The organism is Weissella sp. DD23 (assembly GCF_001579105.1).
Taxonomy (GTDB): domain Bacteria; phylum Bacillota; class Bacilli; order Lactobacillales; family Lactobacillaceae; genus Weissella; species Weissella cibaria.
This window is the reverse complement of sequence record NZ_KQ970395.1, coordinates 52,403-53,609: the sequence shown is the minus strand read 5'-3', so window position 1 is coordinate 53,609 and position 1,207 is coordinate 52,403. Positions and strand designations below refer to the sequence as shown.

The following is a 1,207-nucleotide window of genomic DNA, read 5'->3' as shown; positions in this document are numbered from 1 at the left end:
TTTGGTGACCCAAATGGTACTTATCCAGCGATGGTGTTACGTCAAACCAACGCTTCGGCAGGTGTCGTGACACTAAATACTAATTACGCATCAGCTTGGCAACCGGGTAAAGGAACGGTGACGTCAGACGCGACGACCCAAGGTAAAGGAACGCCGTATACGTTGACCTATGATGCCGACGCGGGGGATAGTGGTCGCGGAATTTTGACTTTGACGATGGCTGGGAAATCAGTCTTCGTCCAAATTGATAAAAGTACAATGCCGTATCTATCGGTTGGTGTGAATACAACTGGTGGGACGGGGTCGTGGACGAAATGGGAAGCAACCATGGATGTCAAAGGATCACGTGAACCGATTCCGGTAAATGTGACCTATAAAGATGAATCCGGTGCAGACTTGTTGGCGGCGACTAAAGTAACCGTCGGGGATGGACAATCAATTGGGATCACCGGTCTATCACCGACCGTAACAGGTGAGTCGGTGACCTATAACGCCCCAACGATTCCAGGTTACTATGCGACAAAGGCAAATACGGTGAGTGCAAAGGTTAATGATGCCAACAGTTATAACTATACGTTGGGGGTCGTGTATGCCAAATCATACCAAGCGGCCACTGTGACGAAAGCAGGGTTGAATGCTAATAATACTGTTAAAAATGGCACCGCCACGGCAGCAACTGGTAAGACTGGTGATGCCATTACGATTACAGATGATAGTCTGAAAGTGGCGGGGTATACCTATAAAGTCACGGGACCGAATGGTAAAACGTACGACACGATGCAGGCGGCTTTGGTTGATAATGGTAAATTTGATGCGACCGCTAACGGTAGCACCACAACAGATAGTGCCATGCAAAACTTTAAGGTTGATTACACGGCCGACAAGCAAACTGCGACATTCACCTACAGCGGCGGGCCGACGGATTCTCGGAACGTCCAGCAAATCGTTGGTCAGACTGATGCGTCATTAACAACCGGAACATCCACGCCAACTGGTGGATATATTTACGCCCCGATGGGTTATCGGATTGACACAGCGGCTTCTCAATTAGCGAGCGGTGTGCAATTGAATTTAAGTACGGGTAACTTAACAGCGTCTGTCTATGGGACGTTTGATGCCAATACGTCGGTGGATCAAACGTCACAAATTGTGTTTGCCCCAATTACGCAAACTGCCAAACTGACCCAGAATATCAATGGGACAGTAA

At 48.5% G+C, this 1,207-nt stretch carries 1 protein-coding gene; it reads left to right on the top strand.

Annotated features, from left to right (window positions below; translation table 11 throughout):
• On the top strand, positions 1-1,207 hold a 1,207-nt coding region (locus WEIDD23_RS13715; RefSeq protein ID WP_197458863.1), incomplete at both ends, for a hypothetical protein.